This window comes from Olivibacter ginsenosidimutans, from assembly GCF_039542865.1.
Taxonomy (GTDB): Bacteria; Bacteroidota; Bacteroidia; order Sphingobacteriales; family Sphingobacteriaceae; genus Olivibacter; species Olivibacter ginsenosidimutans.
The window spans coordinates 146060-172381 of record NZ_BAABIQ010000042.1 but is presented as its reverse complement, the minus strand read 5'-3'; the positions used below and the strand labels follow the sequence as shown (position 1 = coordinate 172381).

Sequence of the window (26322 nt, the reverse complement as noted above, 5' to 3'; positions counted from 1 at the left end):
AACATCACCGGTTTAATCAGGCCCGTTCAACGCTGGAATTAATGTTTAATGGAACCTAACAAACAAACTTATGAATTTTAAAACGCATAAGGTAGGTAAAGCTTGTTTTTTATCGAAACAGTGCTATCTTACCTTAAAAGAAACCACTACTACACTGAGACGTATGACGCGGTTAACGGTTCTTTTCTTAACCCTTACTGGCTTGCAAATTGCGCAAGCCGGATATGCACAGCAAGTTTCACTGCATGTTAAACAGGCCTCACTGAAACAGGTTATAGAAGAATTGAGTAAGCAGAGCGGTTACACGTTTTTTTATGACCAAAAATACCTGGCGCAGGCCAACCCTGTTTCTATTCAGGTAAATAACCAACCCATAACAAACGTTATCAATCAGGTTTTTGCCAATCAGCCCTTTGTTTTTGAAATCGTTGACCAAACGATTACCTTAAAACCAAAAGGCGAGATGCTTCACGTAAATACACGACCCCAGCAATCGGTCGTTACTGGGATGGTTACCGATGTTAGCGGTGAACCACTACCAGGGGTATCTATACGAGCAAAATCTACCAACAAAGGTACGGTCACGAATAGTGAAGGGAAATTTACCTTAAAGGATGTACCGCAAGGAGCAATATTAGTGTTCTCCTATGTGGGTAGTCAGACAAAAGAACTTCCGGCAACAGCGGGCACAATGAAAGTTGTTTTACAGGAAGATCAAGATGTGCTGGATGAAGTAGTTGTTGTCGGGTATGGCGCACAGAAGAAATCTGACCTAACGGGGAGTATTGCTACAGTTTCGTCCAAAGATTTGGAAAATGTAAACTCACCAAATATTGTGGATAAACTGCAGGGAAAGGTGGCGGGATTGAGCATTAATACCGGCAACGCTAGTCCAGGTGCTACCGCATCGATCAGTGTGCGCGGAGAGAATTCCATCACCGCCTCAAACGATCCCTTAATTATCTTAGACGGAATACCGTTTAGCGGTTCTATGAGCGATATTTCCCCCAATACGATTGCTAATATATCCGTTTTGAAAGACGCTTCTTCCACAGCAATCTATGGTTCTAGAGCAGCGAATGGTGTTATTTTAATCACCTCAAAAAAAGGCGAGGTAGGTAAGCCTAGAATTGCTTACAACGGTTATTTTGGCGTGCAAAACGTGGCTAGGCGCCTTCCATTAATGAATGGACCGGAGTATTTGCAATACATGCATGATTACCAGGTGGCTATGGGACGTACAGGCGATGAGCTTGATCCGGAAAATTATCTTTTTGCGAATGTGTGGGAACAAGCGCAAAAGGGAATTGAGGTAGATTGGCAGGATCGTATTTTTAAAAGCAATGCCCCAATTCAGGAACATCAGCTTAGTTTTTCGGGAGGTAATGAAAATGCCACATATTATGCTTCTGCTGCTTACCTGAATCAGGAAGGAGTGGTGAAAAATTCTCCGTTTAAGCGGTATAATGTAAACCTGAACCTGAATCAAAATTTAAATTCATGGCTGAAGCTAGGATTTATTGCGCAATTGACGCAATCAGACAATAATGGCGTGCAACCGTCTATCGATAATGCGGTCAAAATGAGTCCCTATGGTAAAGATCGTGATGAAAACGGTAACATTGTGACCTATCCGATGTATGCACAAACCTTGTACGCACACCCTTTTGCTGATGAAAATGGAATCAATGATGAGACGAAGCGGTCGGTTTATGCTAATTCTTTTTTGGATGTAAAGCTTCCCCTAGAAGGCCTAAGCTTCAAAACCACCTTTGGCATTAATTATCGGAATACCGAGACAGGAAGTTATTACGGGTCAAACACCTTATCTGGTCAAGGCGTGCATGGTTACGGAGAAGTTACCGGACAAAATGCGTACGACTGGACTTGGGAGAACTTATTAACCTATGATCGGACTTTTGGTGATCATAAAATCAATGTGGTTGGCCTATATAGCGCCCAAAAATCAAAAATAAAAGATACCCGCTTGTATGGGGAAGATTTCGTTGTCGATAATGGCTATAATAACCTGGAAGCAGCGGCTAATAATAAACAAATTGAATCGGGCTTAGTAAATACCGCGCTGCTTTCATACATGGGCCGGATCAATTACAGCTTCAAAGACCGTTATTTACTAACCCTGACCGGACGATCGGATGGTTATTCGGCCTTTTCAACAGATGATCGCTGGGCTTTCTTTCCTTCCATTGCCGGTGCATGGGTCATCTCTTCGGAAGATTTCTTTTCAAGTGCGCTGATCAATAATTTAAAGCTAAGACTTTCTTACGGTAAAAATGGTAACCAAGCCATCAGTGCTTACCAGACCTACGATCGCTTCACCAATATGCAATACCTCTTTGGTGATGCCGGAAATGCAGTAAACGGCTTGGCCTTAGGTTTCGATGCTATCGGAAACAAAACATTGAAATGGGAATCTACGGGTTCGTTTAATGCAGGGCTTGACTTTGGCTTGTTCAATAGCCGGATCAATGGTAGTATCGATTTTTATAAAACACATACCAATGACTTGCTGATGAGCAGGCAAGTGCCCATTATGAATGGTTATAATACCATTGTGAGCAATATCGGGAAAACCAAGAACCTTGGACTGGAAGTTAACCTGAATACCCAAAATATCATCAAAGATGATTTTACATGGAACTCCAACCTTACTTTCGCCTACAACGACAATGAAATTGTGGAATTAACAGGTGATGGGAAAAGTAACCCCTCGGCAGGTTATATCATCGGTCAGCCGATACGTATTTTTTACGATTATAAGGTCATTGGTGTATGGCAGCAAGATGATGACATTGCTAACTCCTGGCAGCCGGATGCAAAACCCGGAGATGCCAAGCTGGCCGATATTAATGGAGATGGAGCCATTACACCAGACGACCGTACGGTGATGGGTACGAAATTACCGAAATATACACTGGGTATTGGTAATGATTTTACCTATAAAGGATTTGGTTTGTCCTTCTTTATGAATGGGGCCTTTGGTGTCACCAAGGAGGATAATTTTACCAATGTGGAACGCTTTGTACCGGGTAGTGGGGCCAATTACTTATCGGATATGGATTACTGGACGCCGGAAAACCCTAGCAATGAAGTGCCTTCTCCGGGCTATGTGCCGGTCAATACGCACAAATACTATATCAATGCGGCTTTTTGGCGTATCCGCGACCTCACCCTGAGCTATACCTTTAAGGGTGAAAAACTGGATAAGTTGCATATCGGCTCTATTCGTACCTACATCAATGCACGTAACTTATATACCTTTACCAAAGTGAAGGGATATAATCCGGAAGCGTTAACCGTCAGTTCTACCACGGGAAATCCGACATCAACCAATATTTTATCACCGTATCCGGTTCCGAGGGTGTTTTCTTTAGGTGTGAATGTTCAATTTTAATCAGCAGAAAATGACAAATAAAATCATATATATCGCATTGTTGGCAGCTACATTGAGCGGATGCAAAAAATCTTTCTTGGATGAAGATACCAGCGGATTCCTATCGCCTGAAAATTCCTATACCAGCACCGCTGGTTTTGAAGCGGGATTAAATGGCCTATATGCCTACGCACGTTTGGAGTTCCAGACATGGGATTTTGCCGGGTCACTGTTTACGCAGGGAGCAACCCCTCAGGAAGCTTTGCAGGTTGGTACTGACATTGTTGCGACTAAAACGAATGGACCGGATGGATCCTTGGTTCCTTTTGCAAACTATTCCCTGGATAATAATTCCAGTTATGTGCGTAACTACTATAAATTTGGCTATGGCCTGATTGCCAATGCCAATACCATTATCCATGCCCTGGATAACAATGAAATTGCCTGGGATGACCCGGATAATGATCCGCAACGGGTGAGAGCCACAGCCCTGTTTTTCCGTGCCTATGGCTATCGTTACCTGATTAACCTCTATGGCGATGTGCCTTGGGTGGAAGAAGTGAGCAGTGAACCGCGGACGGATTTTACTCGTATGCCTAAAATGGAGGTAATACAACACATGATTGACGACCTTAAATTTGCGTCCGAAAATTTACCCGATAATCCAGATGCATTGGAAGATGGCAGGTTAACGAAATGGGCTGCCCTGCATTACCTGGCAGAGGATTATTTAATTGCCCAAAAACCGGACTCGGCAATTATCGCTGCAAAACAAGTGGTAGCATCTGGTCACTATAGCTTAAATAAAGCGCGCTTCGGTGCGGAGAAGGATCAAGATGGCGATGTTTTTCATGATATGTTTATTGAACATAATCAAAATAGAAAATCGGGTAATCGGGAAACCATATGGGCTATACAATTGGAATATAATACCCAAGGGGGTGGCGACTTGTACACGGATTGGAGTAAGCGCGCTTGGGTGCCCTTTTATGCGAACTTGGGTGGCTTTACCTTGGCCGATTCGCTAGGAGGCCGTGGTCTAGGGCAAATTCGGCCTTTTGATTGGTGGCTGAATAGCTATGAAGCAAAAGATATCCGTAATTCGGAATACAACATTAAGCGGAATTGGTATTACAATGATCCAACATCTCCCTTATATGGTAAGAAAGTGACGATCACGCAGCAAATCATCTCTTCAGGTAATTTGTTTCCAACCACGACCAAATTCTTTTATGGTAAAACAGCAGACAACCCAGCTTTTGAAGGAAACATGAAAGACCGAGTTAAGATAAGACTTGCCGAAACCTATTTGCTATTGGCAGAGGCTTATCTACAACAGCATAATCAAGCTGCGGCAGCCGAAGCTATTAATGTGGTGCGTGAACGGGCGAATGCAAGTCCTATTGCTGTGGCTGAAGTAGATGTGGATTATTTGCTGGACGAACGGGCAAGGGAATTGATCGGCGAAGAAATGCGGCGAATGACTTTGTCGCGCTTTGGTGAAGAGGTGTTTTTGCGAAGAGTGAAAGATTTAAATGAACAATCGGCAGGAAAAGTTCAAAAACATCACCTCTTATGGCCCATTCCACAGGAAGTCATCGATGCGAATTCGGGCGCCGAGTTTCCGCAGAATCCAGGCTATAATTAAGAAAAGATAAAGGTTGTAGATAAATCACGCAACCGATTGTGTCAAATGTTAACTTGGTTTAAACTAAAAACCTTATTAATATTGTAAAGCAACGCATCTTAACTAATAAACAGCTATAAACGATACCATTCCATGTCTTATCCGACCGATAAAAAAACACCTTTTGTTGCTGTATTCCTCTTAGCGGTATTCTTTTTAGTAAACCCTTGTGTGAAGGCACAATCGATACGGCAAGTTTTTCCTTTCAATACCGATTGGCAGTTTAAAAAGGGAGCACATGACTATATAAAAGAAACCGATTTTATAACGGCTAACTGGGAGCAGGTGACCATACCCCACACCTATAACCGTACCGACATGCAGCTCGACAAAAATTTCTATACCGGTGATGCCTTTTATAAAAAAGTGTTTACCGTAGGAAAGGAATTGCAAGGTAAACGGATTTTCTTACGTTTCGAAGGTGTGGGTTCGGTAGCGACGATTTACATCAATGGAAACTACTTAACCGAACACAAAGGGAGTTTCTCTGCATTTGCATTCGAAATTACCAACTCGGTGGATTATGGGAAAGAAAATACCATTCTCGTAAAAACCAATAATGATGCCCGCAAGGATGTTATCCCGGTTAATCAATTTTTATTCCCCTTATATGGTGGTATTTATCGCCCAGTAAGCATGATCGTGACCAACAAAATCAATATTACCTTAACCGATTATGCGTCTCCCGGTATATATATTACCCAGAAGCATGTTTCGGAAAAGGCAGCCGACGTAGTGGTTAGGGCGAAATTGGAAAATAAGGAAAAGTCCATCCGGCAAATCCGGGTGAGTACCCTTGTGAAAGACGCTTCAGGGAAACAAGTGGCCAAAGTAGAAAAAGATGTCGAGGTAAACCCGCAGGGCATGACCTTGGTAGAACAGTCGATCCATATGCAAAAACCGCATTTGTGGGATGGGATAAGGGATCCTTATCTGTATACACTTACGACTTCATTGTTGGCAGACGGAAAAGAAATAGATGCGGTAACCCAGCCTTTGGGCCTGCGAACATTTGAACTCCGGGCAGGAGTGGGTATGTTCTTAAATGGTAAAAAGTATCCGATGTATGGCGTTACCCGTCATCAGGATCGATGGCAATATGGTAATGCCCTCTCACATGAACAACATCAGGAAGATATGCAGCTGATTCAAGAGATGGGGGCAACAACCATTCGCTTAGCGCATTATCAGCAAGCAGAAGATATATATGCACTGGCCGATAGAATGGGCTTTTTAATTTGGGCTGAAATTCCTTTTGTGAATGCCAGCTCGCTCGAAGAAGGCGATAATGCCAAGCAGCAATTCACTGAACTCATCCGCCAAAATATGAACCATCCCTCGATCTATATCTGGGGGATGCACAACGAAGTGTATTCAAAAACCAAGGATGAGCATGTTCCGGTACTGACCAGAGAATTGAATGATCTAGCGAAAACAAATGATCCGGATCGTTATACCGCATCCGTAAGTGGCTATGGCGAAATGGGGCGACCGGCAAATCTTGCTGGTGATGTGCAAGGAATGAACCGTTACTATGGTTGGTACGAAGGAAAAATAGGCGATTTAGAAGAATGGGCTAGCGGATTGGAAAAGGAATATCCGGGTTATAAGGTGATGTTAACGGAGTACGGTGCCGATGGAAATATGGACCAAGCTGCGGAAGATTTACCTGATCCTAAAACAATTAATCCTGTTAGCGGAACGTTTTATCCCGAAAATTATCAAACTGAAACGCATATCCAGCAGTGGGCGATCATCGAAAAGCACCCCTATATTTTGGCTTCCTATCTCTGGAATACGTTTGAATTTGCCGTGCCGCTGTGGAACCGTGGAGGGGTGAATGCACGGAACTTGAAAGGCTTAATCAGTTTCGATAGGAAACGAAAAAAAGATAGCTTTTATTGGTATAAAGCCAATTGGAACCCAGAACCCATGATCTATATCGCCAACCGGAGGGACAATAAGCGTACCCATGCGCAGACCCAAGTTCAGGTGTTTGCTAACCTCGACCGGGTAACCTTGACCGTCAATGGTCAGGAAGTAGTGGGTAAACAGGGTGTTAATAAGCGGCATTGGGTTTTTGAGGGTATCACCTTACAAAAAGGAGTTAATAAAATTCAAGCTAAAGGTACAACTAAGGGAAAGACATTAAGCGATGAAATGGAATGGGAGTTGGTTGGAGAAAAAGTTAAGTAGTGATAGTGGTTAGGTATTGAAGTAGGTAATTAGCCAATTTGATGATTAGCCAATTTGATGATGCGTACGTACGACTAACAACTAAGAACGGAGGTCTTGATACTAATTAAGTAGTGATAGTAGTTAAGTAGTAGAGTAGTGATAGTCGTTGAGTAGGCTTACGTATTATCCTATAAATTTTCCCACTCAACTACTTAACGATTTAACAACTCAACATATATGCGGATTTTAAATGTTCTCTTTTTGCTGCTCATAGCCTTTCAAGTAGGCGCTCAGCAGACACTGTGCCCCATAATACCGGCACCAGAAGAAGCTGTGGCACAAGCAGCAACTTTTAAACTGAATAAGCAGACGGCCCTCGTATGGAATGACCCTTCGTTGGCAACTGTTGCTGCCTATATCCAACAAGAATTGCTGCGGTTGAAATCGCTACCATTAACAAGACAAACAGCCAAAACAAACCGTTCGGCTATTGTGCTACAGCTGAAAAATGGGGCTGCCGATGATGAATCTTATCGCTTGACCATGTGTAGTGGAGCTATTACTATTGAAGGACAAAGTGTTGCCGGAATATGCAATGGAGCTAGCAGTTTGGTGCAATTAATTGCTGGGCAAAAAGAAATAAAAGAGGAGATTGAACTCCCTTGTTGGAATATTAAGGATCGCCCGCGTTATGCTTGGCGTGGATTAATGCTGGATGAATCCCGTTATTTTATTGGAAAAGAGAAGCTCCTCAGTTTATTAGATTGGATGGCTTTTTATAAACTGAATAAACTGCATTGGCACCTGACAGACGAACCGGCTTGGCGCATTGAGATTAGAAAATATCCCAAACTAGCGTTACTTGGCGGCGTGGGGGATTATAATGATCCGAAGAAACCTGCGGCATTTTATAGTCAACGGGAAATTGCCGAAATCGTTGATTACGCTACTAACCGAAACATCACGATTATACCGGAAATCGATATGCCCGGTCATGCAACGGCTGCGAATCGAGCTTATCCGCAATATAGTGGCGGCGGTAATCCGCAACATCCTGATTTTACCTTTGATCCTGGTAAGGAGGAAACGTATACCTACCTTGCTAACATCCTGAGGGAAACCAATGCTTTGTTTCCATCGGGTATGCTGCACCTGGGAGGAGATGAAGTGAGTTTTGGAACGGATAAATGGTCGCAAAACGAAGGGATTAAACGATTGATGAAACAACATCAATTGAAAAATCTAAAAGATGTGGAACATGCGTTTATGGAGCGTATGGCCGACTCGGTTTATCAGCTGAATGCGAAATTGTTGGTTTGGGACGAAATGGCCGACATCAACTTACCGAAAGAGAAAACGGTCATTTTCTGGTGGCGACATGATAAACCTGAACAATTGCAAACGGCTTTGTCTAAAGGTTATCAAACGGTATTGTGCCCTAGACTTCCCTTTTATTTTGATTTTGTACAGGATAGTACGCATCACGCGGGTAGGAAATGGGGTAAAAAGATTAGTAGTATGCAATCGGTTTACCATTTCAATGCCGATAGTTTACTAACGGAAACGGTAAAAAATCAAGTGTTAGGGATACAAGCGAATCTATGGACAGAGACCGTGACCAACCTTCAGCGCGTAGATTACCTGCTTTTTCCACGGATAGCCGCATTGGCAGAAGTAGCATGGTCACGTGATGGTCGTAAGAACTATGATCAATTCATAGCAAGGTTAAAACAACAACTGCCTTTATACCGTGAGCAAAACATCTATTTCTATAATCCATTCGATCCAACGGAAATTCCTGAGCCGGTGTATTTTAAAAAAGATAGGAAAGATCTAAATGCGGAGGAAAATTGATGATTAGATATTAGACATGAGATGTTAGAAGCAGTTAAGTGGTGATAGTAGTTAAGTAGTGATAGTGGTAACCGCCTACTTTACTACGCAACAACTCAACGACTCAACAACTTAACGATTCAACTACTCAACTACTCAACGATTCAACTACTCAACAATACCAAAATGAAAAAACTTACATACCTTATTTTATTCCTTTCAATAGGAATTATTCAACCCCTAAAAGCTCAATTCCCGGGGGCTACTGCCCAACGTTCATCCATAGCACTGCAACACGGCGCACATCATATCGGCAAGCGTACCGATGCCCAAATGGAAATCTGGCGGAACTATGGTTTAGGGCAATTTATCCACTGGGGCTTATATGCTATTCCCGGTGGGCATTGGCAAGGTAAATATTATCCAGGTGCGGCGGAATGGATCCGCTCTTGGAGCGGTATGCCGAACGAAGATTATGACCATCTATATCAGCAATTCAATCCAAAAAACTTTGATGCCAACGCCTGGGCTGCACAGGCAAAAGCCATGGGCGCGCGCTATGTGATAATTACAACCAAACACCATGATGGTTTTTGTATTTGGCCAAGTAAATATACCGATTATACCATCGCCAATACGCCCTATAAAAAAGACGCATTAAAGGAGATTGTTGATGCTTATGATGCAGTAGGGATAGATGTATACCTTTACTTTTCGATTATCGACTGGAACCATAAAGGATATCAATCGGCCGCACCGAAGACCGTTGCTGAAAAACGAGACTATGAAACATTCAAAACGTTTACGGCAAACCAGCTAAAAGAGCTTTTAACGAACTATCCCAGTGCAAAAGGACTTTGGTTTGACGGTACCTGGGATGCGGCATGGGTCGCGCAGGCAGCCTTTGCGGATAGCTTGGAAACGGAACTACGAGCAATGCGCCCGGGCTTAATTATCGGTAGTCGTTTTCGCGCTGATGAGAACGGTAAACGGCATTTTGATACCAATGGGGATCTGATGGACGATTATGAACAAGGCTGGGAACGTAAATTGCCCAAAACCATAGCAGACATACATGGTAACGATTGGGATTGTGTTATGACGGTGCCGGAAAACCAATGGGGCTATCATTCGGAATGGCGCGGACATGTAAAAACCAGTACCGAGCTAATTGAAATGATGGCACAATCGGTGGCATTGGACGGTAATTTCGTGCTTAATTTCGGTCCGGATGGACAGGGCACAATCCGACCAGAAGAGGCTAAACTGGCGCAAGAAATTGGCGATTGGATGCAAATAAATCACGAGGCTATTTATGATTGCGGTTATGCCGGTCTGGAGAAACAAGATTGGGGATACATCACACAGAATAGAAAAACTGGAAAATATTACCTGATTGTGTTCAATGTGCCCGTTTCCGGAACCTTAAAGATCAAGAATGCGAGCGGAAAAGGAATCGGAAAACTCTATGATCTCGCCCATCCTGAGCAGCAATATGAGACTGAAGAGATTCATCGGAGCGCCGAAGGTAATGAATATTTTATCCATTTAAAGGATAAACCGACGCAACCCAAAGTCATCGTGTGGGAAAGTTCCGATCTGGATCAAGACAGCGATGTGCGGTATGAAAAGGCAAAAACCTAAAGACTTATGTTCGATTAAAACGGCATAGATCTATATTAAATTTAGACTAGGTATTTGCTTATAAAAGGTACCAAAAGTTTCGTTATAATGAAACTTTTGGTACCTTTGTTGTGTCAAGATCTACAAATAAATGGATAAACTTTTTTGAAATTGTGTTTTTGGATGAGGCTTTTGAGTTTTTGAAAAAATTGGAACGGAAACACTATGAGAAGATCCTTTATAACATTCGTAAAGCTCAGATACAACACGATCAAGAATTATTCAAAAAGTTGAATAACGACATATGGGAATTTAGGACGTTATATCAGGGAATTCAATATAGGCTTTTAGCATTTTAGGACAAAACATCCACATCGAATACGCTGGTTGTTTCAACACATGGTTTTATTAAGAAACGGAGTAAAGTCCCAGATAACGAAATGCAGCGAGCAATACAATTGAGGATAAAATACTTTAATAAAGAATAAATATAACGGAACGTATGAAATCGAGGTGTAAATAATATAGACACACAGCGCATGATTATTTACATCGAGCGCTCATCAGCCATAGTAAAATAATAAATAGATGAAAACACATACATTAGATGAAGTGCAAAACGAGCTTATCGGAGCAATAGGAACTGCGGAAAGGGATTTATTTGAATATGAACTTCAGATGGACCTGATCGGCAAAGCCATTAAACAAACCCGGCGAGAACGAAATCTGACACAGGAAGAATTAGGAAAACTAATTGGTGTTCAAAAAGCTCAGATTTCACGTCTCGAAAATAACGCAAGTAATGTGACAATGGATACGTTGCTAAAGGTATTTACCGCATTGAAAGCAAAAGTGAAACTTCAGGTTGAATTGCCTAACTTAAGTGTCCATATTGGACAACCGTAAGTTCCGATCAGGTGGTTTTTTTATTATTTTAGCCAAAGATAAACCGCAATATGAAGGAATTTTATGGTATCGGATTGCTTTGCATTATCCTTTTTATGGGCAATCCAGTACATGCACAAGCAGACAAGCATACCATACATACTTTAGTTGATCAACTGAATACGTTAACGCTGACCAATAGTGCACCCACCGAAAATTTAACGGAAGAGTTTTTGGCCGTATCGGATACGGGTAAAAATAATGATGCCGTATTGATGGAAGTGAATCTGGCAACCTTGCTTTCCGCCGATTGGGTACATAACTTCCTAGCGAAACAACTTCCCGATGGCTCATGGCCAGATATCGACTATCACGATCAAAAACGAAGCCGCTGGGAACCTGCCTTTCATGTAACGCGGATTCAAGCGCTAGCTAAAGTTTACCAATCTAAAGAATCAACCTATTACCATAACGCCGATCTACTAAAAAGCCTGAAAGAGGCAATCGATTTTTGGATAAATGCACATTTGGTATGCCCCAATTGGTGGTATAATGAAATTGGATGCCCGAAACTTTTAGGGCCTGCGCTACTGTTGTTGAAAGACGAATTGACTGCCGAACAGAAGCATGCGCTTGCCCAACGCATGGGACGCCCTGTTTTTCAGATGACCGGCCAGAACAAAGTGTGGCTAGCGGGTAATCAGGTGATGAAAGGACTGCTGTTGGATAGCTTGGAGCTGGTGCAACGCGCGAGGGACTCGATCTTCTCCGAGTTGTATGTTTCTTTAAATGAAGGACTTCAACCGGATTATTCTTTTCATCAACACGGCCCCCAAATGCAGTTTGGTAACTATGGATTGGCCTATGCAAGCACCTTGTCTTATTGGCTAAGTGTGTTCTCGGGAACCGAATTGCAGGCGCCTTCAGAAAAGGTACTAACGTTACGTAATTATCTGGTAAATGGGTTATTAAAGACCATTTATGGAGGATATATGGATACCAACGCGCTTGGACGTCAGGTTTTTCAACATGCCCAACGTGGAAAAGCCTTAGCATTGGTAATGACCTGTCGGTATATGATGCGTTTGGATCCGGCTTATAAGCACTATTATCAAGCTTATATCACACAGTGCTTAGCAGAAAAGACGGATAGCAATGAACCCTTGTCTTTTTCCTTTTTTCCGAGGTCAGATTTTGGGATTTATCGCTCGTCCAGTCTTTATGCTTCGATACGGATGTACTCCAATCGAACCACGGGTTATGAAATGACAAATGATGAAAATCTACAAGGGCAATATGCAGCAGATGGAACCTTGTTAACCAGGACGGTGGGTAATACTTATGACGACATCTTTCCCGTCTGGAACTGGAAATATCTCCCAGGCGTAACGTGCCCAGATGATGGTTTGCCCTTGCATAAGCAAGCCGTCCCTTATCTTCCTAATCACTCCGACTTTGTTGGCGGACTGTCGGTTGGTACCGCTGGTATAGCGGCCATAAGTCTGTATAAAGACAGTCTACAGGCAAAGAAAGCGTATTTTTTTCTGGATGGTACCATCACTTGCTTAGGTGCTGCTATCCATTCTACTAAGACAACGCCTATTCATACCACCTTAGATCAGACTTTTTTAAGCGGATCGTTGTGGCTTGATAGACGGCAGGTAAATGTTCAACAACCTTATCGGGAAAAAAAGACTATACATTGGTTGTTGCATGATCAATTAGCCTGCTATTTTTTTAGACCAACTCCAGTGCATATCAGTGCCGAAGAGCATAACGGAAGCTGGCGGTCGATCGCTCCTTTTTATACGGATACGCCTGTTCGTGCTCAAGTGTTAACCGCGTGGATTGATCATGGCGTAAAGCCGCGGCAACAAAGCTACGCCTATATGGTTGTGCCTAATGTAACGCCTAACGAAATGGCAACATTTGCCTCAAAGCCAACTGTACACTTACTTCAGAATGACAGTTGTGCACAGGTCATTCAATCCGATAAAGCGCAAGCAGTCGCAGGGGTCTTTTACCAAACAGCGACTGTCACGCAAGGAACAAGGAAATTGATTGTCGAAACCCCAGGCTTATTCCTACTAAAACAGGATGAACAAGATTTGCAAATTACGGTGTGCGACCCTACACAACAATTAACGGTCTTTAAATTGCGGATTGAAGGAAAATTAACAGGAGAAGGAGCTGTGTTTAATCCAGAAAGCCACACTACGGATATCGTGATCCCGCTACCGCTTAAACCTGGAGAAAAAGGTAAGTCCGTTTCTCGACAATATCGCTGACCAGCTAGGAACCATTAAGATACTGTTTAAATGGGTATAGTTAATTTTGAACGCGCACGCTTTAGGCTTTAAGCGATAAGCATTTACTGATTTTATAGACTTGCAGGCTGTGTAAATAGCTTAAAGCATACGGCTTATTGCCTATTGCTAAATTCAGGTTAAATAGTCGCTAAATCAACGGCTCAAAATACCCGAGGTAATAACTTTTGGAGAAATTATTTTTTTTGATATCGCGAAAGAATAGATAGGCATGGAAAGCACCTTGCTCGAATTGAGGTGGAAGCTCTACTTCAATACGACCGTCTTTGCGACTGCATATTTGGTCATTTTTCGCACCGATGCCTAGATCCGGACTATAAGCAATGATGGTCACCTCATCGCCATCTTTAGCCATGGGATGGGCTTGATTTTCAAAATATACTTCCAGCGATGCCTCCGATCGTACCACATCAGTAATGGGTGAAAGCGGTACTGTACCCATACTAATCAGTACGCGGTCAGGAATAATCCGTTGATCGGGATAGTTTCCCTCGATCGCATCTTGTATGACCTTTCGAAGTGCTTGTCCGAAGGCTTTCGTTTTCTTACCCTCACCATATTTGGCCCAGCTCTCATTGATGATCGGTCTTAATGGATGGAGAAAGGTCATGGCCAAGCGCATTTTTTGCTGACTGGCTAATTTTCCGTAAGGTTCTTTTTGTTTTTTCGGCGTATGCTTATCAAAGAAAAATTCCATGTCTTGGTTGCGTATTAATCATGTTGAACAGCTAAATAAACGGTAGGTGAAACACGTTTACGCTGGCTATCGCATAGAAACATCCACAGATGAATCAATTCTCCCTTTTCCCCAAAATTTTCCATGGCAAAAGAGGCCTCCCCTGAATAGCGCAGCGCTGTCGGTCTCACTAAAACAAATTGATCTATGCTGGGGATATATAGGATAATATGTACTTCATCATCCAATCCACCGCTGAGGCCATAGGTTTTCGTATTCCACGTAATCTTGATCTCTCCATTAAGCATAACTGCTTTTTCTTGTCCCGGTGGAAATAAAGAACCATGACTGAATTTTAATGCGCTATAATTGAGCGATGGTTCTTCTCCCGCAAACAGAAAAGCGTGATCATAGTTATAACGGAAAGCCGCATTTCGGGCAGTCGATTTTTGGAGCGCGCTGCCGAAACCGATGGTTAAAATGTGAGAGACCGGCTTGAAGAATTGATTGAGTAACGTAAATTTCTTTTGCTGTAAAGATTGTGCTGCGCTGGGATTGCCTTTGTTTTTATAACGCCGAGGTCTTCCTTTGATGTAATCAATTTTTTTCCATCCGCTTCCGATAACGCTTCCTGCCTTTCCGCGAAAAGAACCATTAATACCTTGATTGATGATACCCATATTGTACGATTAATTGGTTTAATATTGTGTCCAACAGCCCTCCAAATTCTTACTAACTCCTAAAACAAAGGTATAAAAAAAGTATAAAGAAAAACTAATAAAAGTATTTAAAAGGTAAATATAATCGTATTTAATTCGTAAAGTCACCGTATTTTTATCGTATAAAATACGATAAAAATACGGTGACTTTACGGTAAAAAAACGGTAAAACTCGATATCTTTATAGATTTAAAATTAATTTATTCTTAATTTAATCTTTGTTCTTTTCAGGAAATAGTTAGGAAATAGGTTAGATATGGTAGGGGAATCCAGACAACAACAAAGAGATTTCTTACCGTACATCAATTTTTTCGAACCCTGTGTGGCCGATATTTGTATCAACATAGGCGTGAAGGAAATAACATGGAAAATAAAATAAAAGGTTTTCACCATATTACGGCTATAGCAGGTGATGCCAAGAAAAATTACGATTTTTATACGCGGATATTGGGTTTACGATTGGTCAAAAAAACGGTAAATTTTGATGATCCAGAGACCTACCATTTTTATTACGGTGATGAAGTAGGAACACCTGGTACGATCTTGACCTTTTTTCCTTGGGATGGAATCAGTAGTGGAAGGCGCGGTAGTAGGCAGGTAACGGAAATTGGTTATGCGGTACCGGCAGGTAGTCTAGATTTTTGGTTAGATCGATTGGAAAAAAATAACGTAACCTATAATAAACCTTCAGAAAAGTTTGGTGAAGCGTACCTGACCTTCCTCGATCCCGATGGGTTGAAAATTGAGCTGACCGTTCCAAAAATTGCAGATGAACGTAAGCCATGGACGACAAATGAGCTTGGTGAGCAACAAGCCTTGCGTGGTTTTCACCACATTACGATAACCACGAATAAAATGGATACCACGGTAAAGGTGTTAACGGATATCTTAGGTTATCGTTTGTTGCAACAGGAAGTCAATCGTTATCGCTTCATCACCGATACGGTAGCGCAAGCAAATGTAGTAGATGTGGTGGAAGTTCCGGGCGAACACGTTGGCCATGTGGCAGGAGGTTCGGTGCATCATGTAGCCTTCCGAGTTGAAAACGAGGAGGTTTTGATGCATTATCGTGAAAAAATACAGGAAGCAGGATTGCACATTACCGAAAAAATCAACCGCAATTATTTCTATTCCTTATATTTTAGAGAACCGGGCGGCGTACTTTTTGAATTGGCAACGGATAATCCCGGGTTTAGCGTAGACGAACCTGTTGATCAATTGGGCACGAGTTTAAAGCTGCCTGCGCAATATGAAGCTTATCGGGAACAGTTGGAAAAAGTGCTTCCGGCATTGGATTAAGAGGATAATAATTTAAACAGGCTCCTCATAATAGGGAGATATAAATACGTTGATTACAGGTTTTACAGTGCAAACGGATTGACTGACTTCAATCCTTTGATGGCGGAAAAGTCTTTTGTGTTACGGGTAATTAATGTCAATTTATGGCTTATTGCTGTTGCTGCAATAATAGCGTCAGGAAGTTTAATGCTATATCGTCGTCGAATCTTTATCGTTTCTTCTTTAACTTCTTGAATTAATTCGATAACGAATGCATCCGAAATGAAATTTTTTAATATAGTAATATCTTTTTTTGTTGCAGTTTTTCAACAGAGAAGCTCCACTTCAGTGATCGCTGAAATAGCAGGAATAGATTGACTTAACGTTTTATCTATAAAGTCTCTGCCTCTTTAGGAAAATGCTGCTGTAGATAATAAATAACGGTATTGGTGTCCCAAAGATAATTTATTGCCATTCGTTACGTAGGTCTTCTAATTGTTGGTTGATTTCATCCATAGTTTGGGCTTTCATAGCCCCTTTATATCCAGCAATACGATGATTAGGCGTAGCATGATTCGAAGATTTATGCTTTCGGACACGTATAATGTCAAGTTGTTCTAAATCTTTCAATAGCCTTAAGGCTTTTTTGTTTAAAACTTCTATGGTTAATGTTGTCATAAAACAAACTTAGATAAATACTTTTTTATATGCAATATAATCGAGTTACCTATAACAAGTATAATTGATTTCTCCTCGATATTTCTTCAATAATAACTAGTAAAAACATGTACACGCATCAACAACAGCTGGTAACAGCGGGAGTTCCATTGTCGGAAGCTAATAAGGCCATACTTATGTTCCATGGTAGGGGTGGTTCGGCAACAGCTATTATTTCTTTGCAGCGTTTTTTACACCTTCAGGATATGGCCATCGTAGCACCTCAGGCGAATCGCAACAGTTGGTACCCCTATAGTTTTATGGCTCCTGAAAATCAAAACCAACCGGCCTTAGATTCGGCTATGGCAACTATTGCCGAGACGATGGATGAAATCGATAAAAATGGCATTTCTCCGGCAAACACCTATTTTTTGGGTTTTTCTCAGGGCGCTTGTCTGACGCTGGAGTATGTCGCAAGAAATGCACAAAAATATGGTGGTATCATTGCTTTTACAGGTGGATTGATTGGGGAAAGGTTAGTCGTCAGTCATTATCAGGGTGATTTTGAGCAAACACCTATTCTCGTGACAACCAGCAATCCTGACCCGCATGTACCGCTTTCTCGCGTAGAAGAAAGCGTGGTGGTACTGGAAGGATTAGGTGGACAAGTGGAGTTAAATGTTTACCCAGGGAAAATGCACAGTATATCACGTGAAGAATTGGCTTTAGCAAATCAATGGCTTTTATAGCGCATTTCCTTGTTTACTAAAAAGAAAACCCGACTGCTAGTCGTTGATTGTCATATCCTCACTAACAGTCGGGAAACGCAGATAGCCAATGGCCTTTTTAAAATTTATAAGCGATCGAGCCCAGGAAATTACGAGCTACTTGCGGCTCTATGGTGCTCCAACCTTTGAAGTAGTGTTTATCGGTGATATTATTTGCTTTAAACCCAATACGGAAAGATTTGGCATCATAGAAAATACTGGCATTCAATAAGGTATAGGAAGGTAACGTAAATGTTCCGGTACGGGCGTCGTTACGGTTAATACCAATAACTAAATTTTCGATCATATAACTTTAGAGAACCATTAAAAATGATGCAAATTGAAAGCTAAATTTTCAATTGGTAAGCTTTAAATAGCTAATACCCTGTAATTTGAAAGTTTAACTTTCAAATTACAGGGTATTAGGTTATTTTTGAATTACAGAAAATATATGATGGTTATTAGGGAGCTTTAGGATAACGGGATATTCCACTAATAGGTCCCAAAGTCTCCGCTTCGAGAATGCGAACATTTTGGTCGATGTTGGCTCATTACCATGGTCAGCAAGCTGTGTTTTCCGAACTGGGGAAAAGTTTGGAAGTAAGCCATACAACTATTCGCTCTTATTTAGATATTCTAACTGACTTTTATATGGTCAGGCAAGTTCAACCTTGGTCTGGTAATACCAAAAAGCGATTTATTAAATCACCAAAAATATACTTGAGAGACACTGGAATCTTACATCGTTTACTTAATGTTTCCAATTTTGACAATTTGCTCGGTAATCCGATACTTGGGGCAAGTTGGGAAGGTTTTGTTGTAGAGAATATCATTTTACGGCTTTCCAGCAAATGGCGGTATAGCTATTACAGAACGAGTACACAAACAGAGATCGACCTTATTTTGGAAGACGAGAACAATGAAATATGGGCCGTGGAAATTAAACGGTCGTCTGCCCTTACACTTAAGCGTAGTTACTTTCCACTTAACATCAGGTATTCATAAGCAGGTACCATGTGGATGGTATAATCCTTTTCCTGAAAAACGTCTTTTTGATCCCATGTGATCATAAATCCTTCTTTGATCTGGAAAAATTGAAGGGCTTGCAATAAACCACGGTATTCCCGGTCAAAATTGAGGTCGTTGATCTGATAACATACTTGTATGGCCTGATGGATTCTTCCTTTAACGAATACAATGAAATCACATTCGCCCTTTTCTGAGAAAAAGTAAAGTTCCTGATAGTTTCTGCGCAGTTGCTGGTAAATTAGGTTCTCCAATTTCCTGCCAAGATTTTCGGTGAAGGAGGTGGCAACTGTAGACAAGAAACCATTGTCTATCGTATAGACTTTTTTGGGGTTCCGAGATTGTGCTTTTAGCGAATAGCTAAATTGTGGTAAAAATTCAATGAGGTATGCATCAGTAAGGTAATTAAAATATTCCAATATGGTGGCACTCGACCGGATGCCGAACATGTCGACCAGTTTGTTTGCAGAAACCGGACTTCCCACATTGGAAATGAGATAAACCGTTAACTGTTTTAATGATCCTGTATCTCTAATGCCGTGCCGCACGGCTATATCGCTCACGAGGATGTCCTCCAGTAGTTGCTGTAGGATTAGCGGTTCCCGGTGCTTGACATATTCGGGTAATCCGCCGTCATTTAGATAGGAAAGGAGTGCCTGTTTGTCCGTATTCAGCTTTTTAAAACGAGCATATTCGTTGAAGGAGAATGGAAAAAGCTCTTTGGATAAATGGCGACCGGTAAGGTGTGTTCCTAATTCCTTACTTAAAAGTGATGCATTGGATCCGGTAATAAATACGGTGTATGCTTCCCGTAGCAAATGGTGCACGAATATTTCCCATTTTTCGGTCAGTTGGATCTCATCAAAAAACAGAACTCGGGTTCCCTGCTGATCGATGGCTTCTTTCAATCGGTTGAAATCCGAAACTTCAAACCCAGCTAAACGGATATCTTCAAAATTAACATATAAAGCATTTTTATATTTTTTTTTCAATAGTTGCAGCAACATCGTGCTCTTTCCACAACGACGGATACCGGTTATGATCGTTGCATAACCATCAACGATAGGAATATATGGCAATGCTTCTCTTGGAAGATCGGCCCTCTTATTTAAAAAGCTTTCTTGCTGAGAAACTATTATAGCACTTATCTGTTCCTGGCGTATCATCATGAATCGTATAGGGACAAATATAGCGATTTGTTCAATACCATTAAATAACTTTATTTATTACTAATGAATAACTTTATTCAATACGAATAAAAGACATAAGAAAAAATTTCAGTTGTCCGATATATTCATGTTTGGCAGTTTTAGCTTTGATCGTTCATCGCTTCAGGCGAGTGCTGCCAACTAGGGTGGTGGTTTTCTCCATATCCTATCGAGCGAAACGCAGTTTCATTTCGCTCGATAGGATAATAATAGGACTTTTAGACAAGCGCTTACTACTTAGTATCCCTCGTTTTGTACTAGATTCGGATTCACAGATGTTTGGCTAAAAGGGATAGGAAATAATTGTAAATTGGTGTTTGTCGTTGCACTATGGTCCCACCAAGTTCCTGTTACAAATTTCCCAAACCGTATTAAATCGATGCGTCGTTTGCCTTCAAAGATAAACTCTCGACCTCTTTCCGCCAGCAGTTCGTCCATCGTGAGTGAAGATGTCGTATAGCTGTAATTTCCAGTCGCCCAATCGGTCTCTGTGAAGGCACGTTTTCTAACCGTGTTCACCAGTTCAACAGCTTCCGTAGTTGCGGTACCGCCTGCTTGGCGCATTAACACTTCAGCCTTCATTAAATAAAATTCGGCGAGCCGATACAGCACGTAGTCGTTATTACAGAAGTCGTCACTACCATACACTCCGCCACGGTATTTATTAAACCGGGCACCGCTATTCTCCTCTCCGGTGTACATGGTTGAAGTTGTTCCTCCGGATTTGTTGAGTTTAATTTCCTTAACAAAAGTAAGGGGTTCACCGGCATATTCAACGGTACCTTTAACCGGCGTGGTAGGATCATTGTAATAATATTGCGTACCAATGAGCATCCATTCTTTTTTTCGCAGATCATGATCGTCAAAAGCATCATAAGCAGAGGGAATAACGACAATCCCATTATTTCCATTGCGATCACCACCATCAATGTATTTTTGTGCAAAATGATAAAAATCACTAGCCCAGTTACAACGGTCGGAGGAAGATTGGTAATCGTACGAGAGTACTAGGATATTTTCATTGGAAGTTTCGGTATTTTGTGTACTGAACGGTGTTAAAAGATCATTATCCAACGCTAATGTTCCATGTTGGGATCCTCCTTCACCAGCAAGAACTTTATTGCAGTACGTGAGACAATCATTCCAGCGGGCAGTTCCTGTCCATACTTCGGCATTGAGGTAGAGATCAGCCAACATCGCGTAACCAGCAATTTTGGTGAATCTACCCGAATTCGCACTACTCATTTCGGGCAAGGCATCAATGACAGACAGCATCTCGGACTCGATAAAATCAAATACTTCCTGTCTTGAATTTGTTGCTGGATATTCAGGAGTTCCAACAGCTGTCACGATGGGTACATTACCAAAGGTGCCGATAGCCTGCAAGTAGTAAAAAGCTCTATTAGCCTTTAATTCTGCAATGTATTCGCTTTTCTCTTCTTCGGTTATTCCCATCTCCGACGCTTCATGTGCCTCTAAGTTTTCAACGCCGCTATTGCAATAGCCAAGTCCCATAAACAAAAGATTCCAGGCATCACTTATGGTGGCGTGCATGTTCGTCCAGGTATGGTAATGCAGCTGTATCCATTTACCGTCATCATATCCATGTATTCCTTTTTGTGGCCAGGCCAGCTGGTCTGCCGATAGTTCGTTTAATCGCCAAATATTCTCCCGAGATTGGGCCGCAAAAACCGCCCTACTGTGTGTATAAGGCCTCAGAACTGCTGATATGACTTCGTCTTTTGTGGTATAAAAGTTGGTAGTAGTCAGGTCGCTATAAACTTGTTCATCCAACTTAGTACAGGAGCTCGCGATGACTAAACTCGCGATAATTGCTAATGGTTTAAGGAGCGTTTTTAGTGTTGTACTCATATCTCATATGTTTTGTTCACACTTCTGGGCTGTATGATTGGTATGCAGGAGTGTGTAGGTTGCCGTTTAAAATTGAACATTAAGGCCGATCGTAAAATTTCTGGTTACCGGAGTGGAGACATAGGAGGCTAGGCCAGGTGCAAGTCCGGTATCATCTACTTCTGGATTTTCACCAGAATAACCTGTAATGGTGAAGAGGTCTCTTGCTGTTACAAATAAGCGTGTTCTTGGAATTTTGGGATTGTGCTGTTTTAAGGTATAACCTAAGGTTAGGTTATCCAATTTCACAAAATCGCCGTTTTCCAGAAAATAATCCGAATATTGGTAAGAGGCATTTAACCCGTCATTGATCGCTTCTTTTAGTACATTATACCCACTGCTCAGGGTTTTAAGATTTCCGTAAGCCATCTTTTGACGATTTAGGACGTCGAACTTGAACTTTCCCCTAAAAGCAATAGTTAAATCAAATTGCTTATATTGAAAATAGTTAGCAAAAGACAGGTAATATTTAGGTGCACCGTTTCCAATAACGGTTTTATCTTGGTCTGTAATGGCGCTTCCACTTACTTTTTCTCCTGCCGCGTTGTAGAACAACCACTCACCATTTTCGTCAAAACCAGCAAAACGTTTTCCAAAAAAGTCGCCAATATTTGATCCCTCATACATACGAATGGCATTACCAAGCGCTCCGTATCCGCCAATAGAACCGTATTCTAAATAGTCGGCCGCATTGTTTGAAAACTTATCCAAGGTGTTGGAGAACGTATAACTGCCCAGTAAATCGGCCTTCCAGGTGAAATGCTCATTGCTATAGGGAATCGTATTTATTGTCAATTCTATACCTTTACTGGATATGGTGCCAATATTCGTTGTGTAGGTGGAAATGATATTGGCAGGTATGGCCGATGTAACGCCGGTGAGTAATAAATCGTCTGTTTTTCTACGGTAAAGATCAATTGTTCCCGATATTCTGTTTGCCAATAAGCCAAAATCGACACCGAGGTTCCATTCTTTTTTCGTCTCCCACTTTAAGTTGGGATTTGGATTTTTGTTGGGTCCATAGGTTTGCACCCAGGTACCTTCATCAGTTAAATAATAGCCTCCCGTACCGATTGTCGACATCGATTGATAGGGGTCAATACCCGAATTTCCCGTAACACCATATCCTACGCGGAGCTTTAAAGTAGATAAGGTAGACGAAATATTTCGCATAAACGTTTCGTTATTCACATTCCATGCGAAAGAGACTGCAGGGAAGTTCCCCCACTTATTGTTGGCGCCAAATTTGGAAGAACCTTCCCTTCGTAATGAGGTTTGTAAAACATAACGATCTTTGTACACATAGTTTATCCTTCCGAAGAAGGCGATAAGTGTTTGATCTTCTTTGCTGCTACTCATACCAGCCTTACCATCCACTAAATAACTTCCACTACCGATGTCATTTTCCTCATTTGCATCATTTAAAAAACCATAATTGGTAGCGTCAAAAGATTCTTCCACTTGATAGCGGTAACTATAACCAAGCACAGCACTTAAGTGGTGATCCTGGAGATCGTATTTATAATCAATAGTAGGTTCAAAAGCGTACTGTGTGTTCAAGTAAGAACTTTTATAGGCATAACCATTTCCATTATAACTGTTGATAGAGGTTCTAGAATCTTTATCATAATACTTATTGTTCTTTTGGTCATCTCGCTGGATACTTCCAAAGGCAGAAAATTTCAGGTCTTTAAGGGGTTCAAAGATCAGTTTTGCATCTAAGGAACTGGTTTGTTGAATGCGATCATATTTTTGCTGAAATAGGCGGGCATATTTATTTTCGTCTGAGGATAAATCTTCATAGAATGAACCGTCTTCGTTATACATGGGGTTCGTAGGATTCGCTCTGCTGGCCGCTTCCCAGCCTTCATCGCCTAACATATTCATGTTATTGTAATTGGTTGCTAAATTGGATTGGAATGTGAGCTTATCGTCATAAGCTTTCGACTCGAGCGACATGCGGGCACCATATTGTTCCCGTTCGTTTGCTTTACCTATCCCTTCTAAGTTGTTATAATAGACCGATGCCCGGTATACCGTTTTCTCATTACCGCCCGATACCGATAGGTCGTGGCTGTGGGAAATGTTGTCTTTGTTTAAAATTTCCTGATACATGTTGGTATTACCTCCTCTGTCGTAGGCCGATGCACTGTAGCCCAAGTCGGCCATCGCCGAACGATATTCATCGGCCGTTAGAAACCTAGGGGTGTTTGTCTGGTAATGGCGATTAACAAAACTGCTATATTCGATGGTAGGCGCGCCCGATTGCCCACGTTTCGTTGTAATGAGAATGACTCCAGCATTAGCGCTAGAACCATAAATGGCTGCAGCTGATCCATCTTTTAACACTTCGATAGACTCAATATCTTCTGCTCGGAGTAGGTCTGCATTACCTCCGGGGATACCATCGATGACCATTAACGGAGACTGACTGCCATTGATGGATACTACTCCTCTCAGTTGGATGGCAACACCTGAAGTTGGCGAGCTTCCTTCCGTTCGAGTGACCGTAAGGCCAGCGACTTTTCCTTCCAGCAAAGATCGAACATCTCTATTGCCGGCATTGTTAAACTTTTCGGGCTTTACGGAGGCAATAGCGGTTGCTACATCTGCTCTTTTCATAGATCCATAACCTACCACGACTACTTCATCCATATTTTGAGTACTTAAGCTAAGCGTTACTTCTAAAAAGCTTTTGTTTGCTTCGATAGATTGGCTGGTATAACCGATCATCGAGAAGACTAAGATGTCGTGTTCGTAAGCTTGGATGGAAAACCGACCGTGTGGATCGGTGGAGGTTCCTTTGCTTGTCCCTTTTACGTTAACCGATACGCCGGCTAAGGGATTATGTTCAGCATCGGTAACCATACCAGAAAATGTAGCAGGAGGTGTTGGATGTCCGGTAACCTTAATTTCCTGAGCTACCGTCATTCGAAATACAAATAGAAAGAAAATGAAGCATAATTTTCCTTTCTTCGGATTTCTGAGGATGTTGATTGGTTCTTGTGTCATATGGTTCTTGTTTTGTTTTTGATTGGTTAAAATGTTTTAGCGATGTATAGATCTGATTGGTTTAGTTGTCATTTTCCATTTGTTAACATTTTATTTTATGTGATAAAGCAAGCTATAGCGCTTGTAAACAGGTTTTGGCGGTCTGTTTACAATGAAGCGAGATACCTGACAATCTGGTTGTTAGTTAATTCTTTTTGTTTAGATAATTATATAAGTTATAATAAGGCAAACTTAAGGTGGTTTTGTGTAAATAAGTGTTACAACATTGTTAATGGTGGTTTATTAACAATGTTGTAACACTAATTAACGCTTTGTTTAATGGGTTGCTGTTGTTGAATTTGTGTACGTGGAAGTTTCTGTGAAATATCCTATTGCTGGTATTCCTTATTTAGTAAACTGTGGGGATTGGTTATTGTGTTTATAAGTGGAGCGAAAGACGGGGTTCGAACCCGCGACCTCAACTTTGGGAAAGTTGCGCTCTACCGACTGAGCTACTCTCGCTGATGGTATCAAACGAAGTTAGGAAAAGTCAGGCATTTTTGCAAAGGTTCGCGACCGATCATTATCTGTTGCGGTTGACTATTGCACCAAGAAATGCCACTTAATGGCCTTTGCCCACATTGTGTTAAATTTTCTAAAGAACGATTAATTGAGCGTTAAAATAAATCTGCATGCGTACCAGTTCTAATAAGCGAGATAAGTTTAATTTCGTCATTTTGTTCCCAGATCAATAGCCAATCTGGTTGAATGTGGCATTCCCAAAGCCCATTGTAATTTCCTGTTAGTTTATGCGGTTTGTGCTTTACGGGTAGAGGTTCATTATTTTCAAGCTTTTGAATAATTGCTTTGAATAGCGCTATATTCAATCCTCTTTTTTGGGCAAGTCGGATGTCTTTCTTGATTTTATTGGAATAGAAGATACTGTACATTAGATGCCCAGTTGTTTAAATAAATCTTCTGAATTCTTGGTTTTCGTAACCTTTCCGTCTCGAACCTCTTGTATAGCTTTTTCTGTTTCTGCATTATATCGTTTTTCCTCCTCTACTTCAACGAAAGAAAAAGTTTTTAACATTTCTATTAATGCTTTTGCCTGTTTGTTGCTACTCTTGATTCTTACAGTTACCATAACAGTTATGTTTTA

At 41.4% G+C, this 26322-nt stretch carries 21 protein-coding genes and 1 tRNA gene; 11 read left to right on the top strand and 11 right to left on the bottom strand.

Annotated elements, in window-relative coordinates; all coding sequences use genetic code 11:
• The first annotated feature begins 70 nt into the window (after window positions 1–70).
• The 8 genes from ABD930_RS17355 to ABD930_RS17320 all read left to right on the top strand — a co-directional run bounded on the left by ABD930_RS17355 (window position 71) and on the right by ABD930_RS17320 (window position 13888).
• Window positions 71–3415, top strand: a complete 3345-nt coding sequence (locus ABD930_RS17355) for a TonB-dependent receptor (RefSeq protein WP_345233543.1) — start codon at window positions 71–73, stop codon at window positions 3413–3415.
• 10 nt (window positions 3416–3425) lie between these two features.
• Entirely contained in the window at window positions 3426–5042 is a 1617-nt protein-coding gene (locus tag ABD930_RS17350; RefSeq protein ID WP_345233539.1) for a RagB/SusD family nutrient uptake outer membrane protein, read from the top strand.
• 132 nt (window positions 5043–5174) lie between these two features.
• A complete protein-coding gene (locus ABD930_RS17345) occupies window positions 5175–7277 on the top strand; it encodes a glycoside hydrolase family 2 protein (protein WP_345233536.1) in 2103 nt (700 codons plus the stop codon).
• Between the two features lie 219 nt (window positions 7278–7496).
• Window positions 7497–9113: a beta-N-acetylhexosaminidase gene (locus tag ABD930_RS17340; protein WP_345233534.1), complete on the top strand. Its 1617-nt coding sequence runs from the start codon at window positions 7497–7499 to the stop codon at window positions 9111–9113.
• Window positions 9114–9278: 165 nt separating this feature from the next.
• A complete protein-coding gene (locus ABD930_RS17335; RefSeq protein WP_345233531.1) occupies window positions 9279–10736 on the top strand; it encodes an alpha-L-fucosidase in 1458 nt (485 codons plus the stop codon).
• Window positions 10737–10846: 110 nt separating this feature from the next.
• Window positions 10847–11074, top strand: coding sequence for a type II toxin-antitoxin system RelE/ParE family toxin (locus ABD930_RS17330; RefSeq protein ID WP_345233529.1), 228 nt, complete (start codon window positions 10847–10849; stop codon window positions 11072–11074).
• A 229-nt stretch (window positions 11075–11303) separates the two neighbouring features.
• Window positions 11304–11621: a helix-turn-helix domain-containing protein gene (locus tag ABD930_RS17325; RefSeq protein WP_345233526.1), complete on the top strand. Its 318-nt coding sequence runs from the start codon at window positions 11304–11306 to the stop codon at window positions 11619–11621.
• 50 nt (window positions 11622–11671) lie between these two features.
• Window positions 11672–13888, top strand: a complete 2217-nt coding sequence (locus tag ABD930_RS17320) for a polysaccharide lyase family 8 super-sandwich domain-containing protein (RefSeq protein ID WP_345233524.1) — start codon at window positions 11672–11674, stop codon at window positions 13886–13888.
• Window positions 13889–14057: 169 nt separating this feature from the next.
• Here ABD930_RS17320 and ABD930_RS17315 read toward each other — a convergent pair whose 3' ends face one another.
• On the bottom strand, window positions 14058–14624 hold the full coding sequence (locus ABD930_RS17315; RefSeq protein ID WP_345233522.1) for a DUF6266 family protein: 567 nt from the start codon (window positions 14622–14624) through the stop codon (window positions 14058–14060).
• 14 nt (window positions 14625–14638) lie between these two features.
• Window positions 14639–15283 carry a DUF6266 family protein gene (locus ABD930_RS17310; protein WP_345233519.1) on the bottom strand — a complete coding sequence of 215 codons (645 nt, stop codon included), beginning with the start codon at window positions 15281–15283 and terminating at the stop codon, window positions 14639–14641.
• Window positions 15284–15685: 402 nt separating this feature from the next.
• Here ABD930_RS17310 and ABD930_RS17305 point away from each other — a divergent pair, with 402 nt between their 5' ends.
• Entirely contained in the window at window positions 15686–16621 is a 936-nt protein-coding gene (locus ABD930_RS17305; RefSeq protein WP_345233517.1) for a ring-cleaving dioxygenase, read from the top strand.
• A gap of 62 nt (window positions 16622–16683) precedes the next feature.
• Here the strand turns inward: ABD930_RS17305 and ABD930_RS21915 are convergent, their stop codons facing one another.
• Together ABD930_RS21915 and ABD930_RS17300 are read right to left on the bottom strand one after the other, a co-directional pair.
• The gene (locus ABD930_RS21915) at window positions 16684–16857 is read right to left on the bottom strand and encodes a PIN domain-containing protein (protein ID WP_425571141.1); all 174 of its coding nucleotides are present in this window, start codon (window positions 16855–16857) and stop codon (window positions 16684–16686) included.
• A 208-nt stretch (window positions 16858–17065) separates the two neighbouring features.
• Entirely contained in the window at window positions 17066–17278 is a 213-nt protein-coding gene (locus ABD930_RS17300) for a hypothetical protein (protein WP_345233515.1), read from the bottom strand.
• A 107-nt stretch (window positions 17279–17385) separates the two neighbouring features.
• On the opposite strand from ABD930_RS17300, the gene ABD930_RS17295 reads away from it, so the two are divergent.
• Window positions 17386–18006, top strand: a complete 621-nt coding sequence (locus ABD930_RS17295) for an alpha/beta hydrolase (RefSeq protein ID WP_345233513.1) — start codon at window positions 17386–17388, stop codon at window positions 18004–18006.
• 97 nt (window positions 18007–18103) lie between these two features.
• Here ABD930_RS17295 and ABD930_RS17290 read toward each other — a convergent pair whose 3' ends face one another.
• Window positions 18104–18331 (bottom strand): hypothetical protein, encoded by a 228-nt coding sequence (locus ABD930_RS17290; protein WP_345233511.1) that lies wholly within the window; start codon window positions 18329–18331, stop codon window positions 18104–18106.
• Between the two features lie 179 nt (window positions 18332–18510).
• Between ABD930_RS17290 and ABD930_RS17285 the strand changes: the two genes are divergently transcribed.
• Window positions 18511–19029 (top strand): DUF4143 domain-containing protein, encoded by a 519-nt coding sequence (locus ABD930_RS17285; RefSeq protein WP_345233659.1) that lies wholly within the window; start codon window positions 18511–18513, stop codon window positions 19027–19029.
• On the opposite strand, the gene ABD930_RS17280 is transcribed toward ABD930_RS17285, so the two are convergent.
• The 6 genes from ABD930_RS17280 to ABD930_RS17255 all read right to left on the bottom strand — a co-directional run bounded on the left by ABD930_RS17280 (window position 18999) and on the right by ABD930_RS17255 (window position 26307).
• Window positions 18999–20219 (bottom strand): ATP-binding protein, encoded by a 1221-nt coding sequence (locus ABD930_RS17280; protein ID WP_345233509.1) that lies wholly within the window; start codon window positions 20217–20219, stop codon window positions 18999–19001. The two genes, ABD930_RS17285 and ABD930_RS17280, sit on opposite strands and share 31 nt — an antisense overlap.
• A gap of 276 nt (window positions 20220–20495) precedes the next feature.
• A complete protein-coding gene (locus tag ABD930_RS17275) occupies window positions 20496–22130 on the bottom strand; it encodes a RagB/SusD family nutrient uptake outer membrane protein (RefSeq protein ID WP_345233507.1) in 1635 nt (544 codons plus the stop codon).
• 66 nt (window positions 22131–22196) lie between these two features.
• Window positions 22197–25181: a SusC/RagA family TonB-linked outer membrane protein gene (locus ABD930_RS17270; protein ID WP_345233505.1), complete on the bottom strand. Its 2985-nt coding sequence runs from the start codon at window positions 25179–25181 to the stop codon at window positions 22197–22199.
• Between the two features lie 425 nt (window positions 25182–25606).
• Window positions 25607–25682: transfer RNA gene (locus ABD930_RS17265), tRNA-Gly, on the bottom strand.
• Between the two features lie 155 nt (window positions 25683–25837).
• Window positions 25838–26110 (bottom strand): type II toxin-antitoxin system RelE/ParE family toxin, encoded by a 273-nt coding sequence (locus tag ABD930_RS17260; RefSeq protein WP_345233502.1) that lies wholly within the window; start codon window positions 26108–26110, stop codon window positions 25838–25840.
• Entirely contained in the window at window positions 26110–26307 is a 198-nt protein-coding gene (locus ABD930_RS17255; RefSeq protein WP_345233500.1) for a hypothetical protein, read from the bottom strand. Before ABD930_RS17255 ends, ABD930_RS17260 begins: the two co-directional genes overlap by 1 nt.
• Window positions 26308–26322: the final 15 nt, after the last annotated feature.